Here is a 404-nt window from a genome sequence, read left to right on the forward strand (position 1 = left end):
CGCTCGATCCGCAGCACGTCACGCGCCTTCAGCAGGCCCGCGGCGAGCGGCGTGCGGCCCCCGGTCGGCAGCTTGTCGAGCCGGGCCGCCGCCGTGTCCACCGAGGACGTCGGAGGCAGCGCGAGAGCCGCCTCGCGCCCCCGGAACGTCACGAGTCCCACCTTGTCGCGCCGCTGATAGGCATCGAGCAGCAGCGAGAGCACCGCGCCCTTGACGGCGCCCATCCGCTGCCGCGCCGCCATCGACCCCGAGGCGTCCACGACGAACAGCACCAGGTTGCCCTCGCGCCCCTCCCGGCTCGCGAGCCGCAGATCGTCCTTGCGCACCACGAGCCCGGCGCCGGTGCGCCCGCGCGCCTTCTGGTACGGGGCGGCGGCGCGGACCGTCGCCGCGAGGTGCAGCGA

Annotated in this window: 1 protein-coding gene; it reads right to left on the reverse strand. The window is 76.0% G+C overall.

Annotated features, from left to right (window positions below; translation table 11 throughout):
- The coding region (locus G3I42_RS06340) for a VWA domain-containing protein (protein WP_164283169.1) at positions 1-404 on the reverse strand (404 nt) is incomplete at both ends.

Source organism: Streptomyces sp. SID11385, assembly GCF_010548245.1.
Taxonomy (GTDB): Bacteria; Actinomycetota; Actinomycetes; order Streptomycetales; family Streptomycetaceae; genus Streptomyces.